Source organism: Candidatus Cloacimonadaceae bacterium (assembly GCA_030693415.1).
Classification (GTDB): Bacteria; Cloacimonadota; Cloacimonadia; order Cloacimonadales; family Cloacimonadaceae; genus JAUYAR01.
Window position 1 is genome coordinate 1 of record JAUYAR010000067.1, and the last position, 7296, is coordinate 7296.

The 7296-nt window shown below is 40.5% G+C and carries 7 protein-coding genes; all 7 read right to left on the reverse strand.

Annotated features, from left to right (window positions below):
• Positions 1–297 precede the first annotated feature (297 nt).
• Complete coding sequence (locus Q8M98_04420) at positions 298–963, reverse strand: MjaI family restriction endonuclease (GenBank protein MDP3114004.1); 666 nt, start codon at positions 961–963, stop codon at positions 298–300.
• Between the two features lie 10 nt (positions 964–973).
• Positions 974–1561, reverse strand: a complete 588-nt coding sequence (locus tag Q8M98_04425; GenBank protein ID MDP3114005.1) for an MjaI family restriction endonuclease — start codon at positions 1559–1561, stop codon at positions 974–976.
• A 437-nt stretch (positions 1562–1998) separates the two neighbouring features.
• Positions 1999–3783: a DUF2326 domain-containing protein gene (locus Q8M98_04430; protein MDP3114006.1), complete on the reverse strand. Its 1785-nt coding sequence runs from the start codon at positions 3781–3783 to the stop codon at positions 1999–2001.
• Positions 3774–4037 carry a hypothetical protein gene (locus Q8M98_04435; protein ID MDP3114007.1) on the reverse strand — a complete coding sequence of 88 codons (264 nt, stop codon included), beginning with the start codon at positions 4035–4037 and terminating at the stop codon, positions 3774–3776. The genes Q8M98_04430 and Q8M98_04435 overlap by 10 nt, the downstream gene beginning before the upstream one ends.
• A complete protein-coding gene (locus Q8M98_04440) occupies positions 4034–4957 on the reverse strand; it encodes a hypothetical protein (protein ID MDP3114008.1) in 924 nt (307 codons plus the stop codon). Before Q8M98_04440 ends, Q8M98_04435 begins: the two co-directional genes overlap by 4 nt.
• Before the next feature lie 58 nt (positions 4958–5015).
• Entirely contained in the window at positions 5016–5894 is an 879-nt protein-coding gene (locus Q8M98_04445; GenBank protein MDP3114009.1) for a hypothetical protein, read from the reverse strand.
• The coding region (locus Q8M98_04450; protein MDP3114010.1) for a hypothetical protein at positions 5894–7296 on the reverse strand (1403 nt) is incomplete at its 5' end. The genes Q8M98_04445 and Q8M98_04450, both read right to left, overlap by 1 nt.

The window sequence follows — 7296 nt, forward strand, 5'->3', positions numbered from 1 at the left end:
TAACTCATAAATACTATGTAACTATATATTAGATAATACTCTAGCAATACTGGCTCTCAGTAGCGGAACGAGTGGCTCTATTTTTTGGAGGAGTGGCTCTCATCAAGCGGAATGGGTGGCTCAGTTACTCCGGAATATCCACTTGGCTAACTATACCACAGTTACACTTATTCTTGAAGTGGTACTCAATGAGCTCTACAAGCTCATTCTTTGTTTTTGGCTTATGCTCTCTGATAAGTTTCATAACAGGGACTGACTTGTAAGGAGCTGATATCCCCTGATTTCCATTCAGTAAATTTAGTTCTCCACCTGTGAGCGACATGCTTTCTCCAATTCTCTACTATATTGGATTACTATGTTGTTACTCATCTTCTCGTAAAAGATAACATGAATATCATCGTTAATTTTAAATGGCAAATGCTTTGCATCCTTGAATGAAACTGGTTTTATGCTTACTGCTAATGTGCCCAACCAACCATCTATGTTCTGTCCCTCGTCCGTTACTGTAGCTTCTATGAAATCGAGTTTGTATCGTGAAGAGAACAATTCAAAAATTGCCTTCTGGATGCTTAGTCCCATATAAGTCTTATCATACAAGAACTCTTTCATCCACTTCTCCACATCGTCAAGACTCAACGAATCTATTACAGCTTTAAAGTCTTGCAGTTTATTGTACAGTTTTCTGGAAGCTGTATCTATAGAATCAGGGAATAATTCTGTGTGTTTCTCAATCCACTCCTCAAGAGATTTTGGCTTCAAACTGATGAACAATGTACTCAAATGACCCACGATTTTTTTATCGGTAGACCTGGCAAATGTATTAGCCTGAACCATTAATGGTCGTGAATACTTTGGAAAACTTCGGTCATTTAAACCCAATAACTCTTTGATGGAATCAAATTTTATCTTCTCAGTTTTAATTTTTGGACTAACCTTTTTAGGAGATTGTTTCTTGGCTACCATACGTGTACCCTCACTTAAAATCGTAACTTATCACTAAGCCATCTTTTGTCTTCTCGTAATAGATCATATCGACACAAATACTTATAGGTGATGTGAGCATACCAGACCATGTTGTTGGTTTGATGCTCACGAATCTATCTCCGATTACTCCGTCAATGTTCTGTGATTCTTCTTGGGCTGTAGCAATTCTATATGTAGTAAATTCTTGTTCAGAAACGTGTTGAAGGATAGCTTCTTGAACCTTCAGCCCTGCAAATGTCTTCGTGATAACAAGATCCTTAATCCATTCTTCAACCACGTCCTTTGTAATTAATTCAATTGCTCGTTTGAATTGTTCAATCATACCATAAACTCTTGTAGCTGCGTCTTCAATTGCGGTCGGGTGGGATTGAAGATACCACTCTTCCCATTCTCGAAGGTTTCTACCTGGAAATTCTTGGATTAGATCGCTCATTTTACCTACAACACTCGGCCTTGTACCCTGTGCATTTTGATTAGCTAAGTTCATCAGCTGTGTTGTGTATTTTGGGAAACCAGGCACAGAAGCATTCAATAATCGAAACAACTCTTCATTTTTGATTTTCGTGCTAACTGCCATTTGGGTCACTCCTTTTCCTTTATTTTGATTTTTTATCGTATAAACTGGAAAAGGTCAGGATCGAATGAATGACTTACATGTCAATTGATAATTTCTGGGCGAATATTAACATATTGCATGGTAATACATTATCAAACATGTTTCGTTGTGTTTTGCCTCCACTGTTACAAGAGAAAAGGAGATTGTTTTATGGTGTCACCTACCGGTTCAGCACCGAGTTTATGCGATCTGGTCATATTTGATACTCATTGCGGGTGATTTAGTTGATAACTCAACTGATAGACATTATACTGAGTAGCAAACCCATTTATTACTCAGATTATTCATGACAAAGCGAGTATAGACTATTATATCTAACAGTCTCCAGGCAGAGAAAGGTAAGATGATTGATTCATGTTTGACTTGTTATCTATGATATGCATACCAATCTAAAATAGTTAGAATACTGGCATATTAAACAATCTCCCAGATGAGTCCTTATCATGTAGCTTCAAAACAATATCATCATTATCCAACGTATATTCGTAAGATGCATCGTGCGGCCAGTCTGATGCAATAACGGTAATTATATACTGAATCCCCGATTCAACACAAACCCTTTTCACATAGTTGAGAAGCTGGATTTTCTTTCTGTCATCGAGACCTTCTAATATCCCATCGTGATAAACAAACTTGAAAAATGGTTGATTTGCATAGACTTGAAGGACTGATAGATCGAACATAGCGCACAAAACCTGTTTATAAGACGTCCCTCTGCTTAGACTTGTTATTCTCCCAGTATCGACTATTTCGGCTTCAAATTCAAAATTGTCATTTTTGTTTTTAGTGATGGAGATTATGGCTTCTTCTCCTAAAACCTCTTTGACTGCATTGGAAAAACACATTCTGATTTCGTTATATGTTCTATTCCCGATCTTTATTTGCTGCTCAATGCTGTCAACCGTGTTTGATCGTTCAGTTTTTAACTCCTTGATTCGCTTTTCAAGAGCTTCCAATTTCAAGATTAGCTCTTTCATTCTCTCAAGAAGCTCCCTTTGTGTTTTTAATTCAATGAGTTGCTTTTGGTAAGCCTTCATTCTTCTACCAGTATTCGTTTCCTTGAGAATAGATAAAGCTTCCTGTCTCTCTTCATTAAATCTTGATAGGTCTTCATTAATCGATTGTAACTCAGCCATTAGGGAGCTATGTCTTGTCGATAAGAAACGCTTTCTGTCGGTTGTTATTTTTCTGTTGAACTCTACTAATTTGTTGTAGTCGTTAATCAACTGATCACTAAAATAAAAGGATGCATCCTCAAAGACTTTTTTCGTCTTATTAACATCTTCGACACAATCCAGCTCGAGTTGCTTTTTAATCTTTTCTGCCTCAGTATTCATTGAGTATCTAATCTCATTCAATGCAGCTATGGATGTATCAATTTTCGTAACAAGCTCATCAGATATTCTCTCATCTATCTCCTTAAAGTTGAACGAATCAAATGACGACTCAATGTTGCATATTTCGTTGTCTATAACAAGTATCTTGCCATTGAGTTTATCAATGGAGTCAATAGTGCCTGGGAATTCCCTTCGTTCAAGACGAATCTGGGATTCCACATCGTGTATATCGTCATCAATATCATAAGTCCTTTCCATCTGCTGACCATCAAAACCCAATATCTGGATCAGGTATGGCTTCCAATCTTTATGTTTCCCCTTGTATTGATTTGGCTGAAAAACATCTTGATAATCATGTTGAGATCTGAGGAAGTATGGAAGTCCTGTCCGATAAGACCAAGGTTTTATCACTCTGAATGATAGATATGCATCCAATATCGTTTTTGCTTTGTTTAAAGGCACATCTGTATAACTCCATATGTCCATGATTTCATCACTGAAATCTTGGTTTCTTGAATCGTGTTCGAAGAAAGAAATCTTCGTATGTGAGTTTACAGCTCTTCTAATTGTCAAATATTTACTTCTGCTTGGCAGACGCAGTTCGATATAAAAAACATAGTTCTTAAAAAGTGCATAATGCTTGAATAAGAAGTTCTCATCAGTACGTTTTTTAAGGAGCATAAAGTCAATTAGATCGATTAGAGTTGTCTTACCTAAGTTATGAGTATCCTTATCGTAATTCTCTGGATCAGTGATATCTGCGTATATGACGTTTATGCTATTCTCATTAAACTCAATGTCGTGAAAATGGTTCTTGAAATTCGAGTATAATTTACTTATCTGCATTTATCATCCAAATATACAAAGCTATCGTTCTGCGAGAAATATTCAATAGCACCTAACATATACAGAAGATCGAGGGCTGGTAGAAGATTAGAGTTAACTTCATTAATCCCTTTTGGTATTCTATACCGATCTTCCATTTTAATGACGAGTTCTGAGAAACCAATTACCTTATGTTTTCTGATAATATCCAATGCACAACCCGAAAGATAAAGTGCAGATTTATTGTATGCAAAATGCCTGGACGGTTTTATCATGCTCGCCTCCCAATATCGCAAGTGCAGTACATATAATAAAGAAACACACGAGTAAGTTTTTTATTACTTCCAAGGTAGCTATCTCCCTTTATCAAGCTATAGTTTATCGCTGTCAATATCGAATCCATGCACACTCCATTAGCTAATTCTGTAAGAACTTTTTGCTGCAAATGCTCAGTAGATTCGACATACTTGTTGTAGTAAAACTCATTCAAGGGGTCGCTTAAGTACAAGTCAATTAATGCAAAAAAACTAAAAGCAGTATCTTGTATGTGTTTGAAGTAATCTTGGCTTAAGTTATTCACTTCGTTTTTTTTCAGTAGATCAAGGTATGTTAGACTATCATCTTTTTCCCGTGGTTCTATATTGGTTAGCACAGTCGAGAAAGCTTGTATAACTTTCCCCAACTCATCGGGGATAATTGTCAAAGGAGAATAGAAAAAATCCACACCGTACTTTTTTGGTAATTCAACGTTTAGCCTAAGATGCTCGTCGATCATCTCAATCCCAACTAAGTAGATTGCTGACTCTTGTAATCCAGTTTCCTGCGAGATATATTGAGTAATCTCGTTAGAAGTTAAGGATGATAGCTTACGATTGCTGAATAGAATGTAGAAATCTAATCTTCCCGCGTCTTTGAGACTTTTAATTTTTGGGATTTCTTTTTTAATGGTCGATTTATCATTAGAGAAAAACCTTGCATCTGAAAAACTAGAGATAGGATTATCCGAATGTTTGGCTTGGATGACATGCTTTCCCTCTTTGCTGAACAATTTTGAGAATCCGTTGTAATAAGCATCACGACCGCCATCTTTGCCCGTAGAGAAGTGCTGAACAGCAACACCAAATATCTCCACACATAATCCTGTTACCAGTTTTTCAAACTCCTCAGGATACAATCCACTCAAATCATATTTCATAAGCCACCTTGTGAGCGAACAAACAGAGTAATGATCCATTTATTGTCAATACAATTCGTCAACCACCAATTATACTCTGGGTCCTGCACTTCCAGTGAAAAGGTGGGAACGGAGTATGCGATCCGGAAACACCTACCGGATTCATCTCTGAGTCGTATTCTATCTGATCGTCATTGATCCATGGTGCAAGTGCTTTGATGTATTCTCTGGCATCATCCAGGCTATTGGACTTGGTATCAAGTGCCATGAGGTTATCCATCACTTCGATGGCATCGTTTAGAGGATAGACTCTATCCTGGGCAGCCAATGCCCGACAGATGTCACTGGTGCGATCATCCAAGATCACTACGAGCTTGTAGTATCTCGCTTTGGCTTTCTTATATCCTTGCAGTCTTCCGAATTCTCGTATTCTGAGAGCAGTATGCTCTGCCAGTCCCTGCCAGTAGTGCGATGATCGGTTGGCAAGGTCATTGAACTGGTCTTTGAGAGTATCTGCCAGCATCTCCTTGGTATAACCTTGCTCAATGGCTTTAGAGAGGGTGTCTGCGAAGTTCTGCCTGACGTCTGCTTCAAAGTGGTTCCCGATCCAGAACAACTGCTGCTTCTGAATAGTGGATGAGAGATGCTGATCTTCAATGCCCCAGAGTCCGATACTGGTCTTGGTTGGGGCTTGCACTTGGGTGTCCTTGAGTCCGAGCCGCACACAGCGGTCTATTATCGCCTTGGTGGGCTCATTGACCAGTGCTGCGAAGTCATCTCCCAATTGAGTATTAATGATGCCAATAAGCTTATCTATGGAGTCCTTGTTGATCTTCTCGGCTCGGGGTATGTCACTCAGCATCTGGATAGCAAGCCGGGTCGCATCTCTGATCTCGGTTTTCCAGGCATTGTTGAGGACCCGGTAGTACTCAAGCATCAGCGTATCATAGTAGTTCATTAGAAGGAAAATCTCCTAACTTTGACTCTGTTCCTGCCAATATCGTATTCTGAGAAGCGTTCCAGACATCCTGCCAGAGCATCACAGCCATCGATATAGCCATCAGGATAAGTGAGGAATTGGCTGATCAGGGTTGGTGTGTCCTGGCCTTCCGGAAAGAGGATCTTGGCTGTCTCGATGATGGTCTCGGTTCTCTCGATGCGCAGATTCTTGTTATCCTTGTTATCGATCCGCTTGATTCGATGACTTATGGGAGGCAGATGGTTATCTGCAGCCCACCTGTCGAAGTCAGCAAGGATACGTGCCTGACCATAGGTGGTTTCACAGGCTGCCCGGGCTTTAACCCTGTAGATTCGATCAAGCTCCTGATAGGCATCGTAGTAGTATCTGAAGAACTTGGTGTTCTCTGTCTGACGTATCCAGACATGGATCACATAAAAGCGATTTCCATCATAGCCAATGGAGATAACAGCTTTGTAACAGCCCTTCTCTCCCCAGGCAGGGTCGGCATAGAGCCAGACCCGTTTCATCTGAGATGGTTCGGGAAGGGTTCTATACTTGGTGAACCAGTGGTTCTTGAAGATGTTCCCTTCGATTACCGGCTGTCCAAGCATCTCTCTCTGATAGCCGGTATGTCCGAACTTGGCTCGCAGGTTTGGTAGAGTGGCAGTAGGGTATTGCTCTTCCCAAGTGGACTTGCCATGCATATCTTCGAGGGAGAAGCGCAATATCGCCTTTTGGTGGGTCTTTAATGCAATCTGGTAGCTAACGTCTAATTCTGGATTATCTGCCCGTAAATCGCCTAATATGAGCTCCTGATACTGGCAGATGGAGTAATTGGGATGTACCAGGTTACCGAGCCAGACGATCTTGCCACTTCCCCCGGGTGAGAGTGCTCCGGCAAGCTCCTGGGTGATCTTCTCCATGCGTCTCTTACCAATGGACTGGTTACCCATATTCTCTTCTTTGTCTATATCATCACAGACGATCAGTCCGGGTCGCTTGGCAGTCTTGGGATTGATAGTTCCACGATGAGACTGCTTTATACTCCTGGCTCTGATTCTCGCTTTGTTCTTGAGATAGAAGTCGAGATCGAAGGCATCCACAGGCTGCAGTTCAGGATAGTCCATTGTGAGCCGCTTATTGTTCTGCAGTTCATGCAAGGTGAAGGCTGTGCGTTCCTGTGCCAGATCTACGTCTGCGGCTGTATGGATCACGTAACGCTCACCTTTAATGATCTTCCAAATCGGATAGACCACTCCCATGAGTACCGTTTTGCCCAGCCCACGAAAACCGGTAATGGCGATGATGCCTGAGCCCTTATCAGTCTCATCGAACATAGTCTCATGTGCTGGGCAAAAAGGTAGTGGGAAGATATGCGGGAAATAGGTGTGGCAGAAGA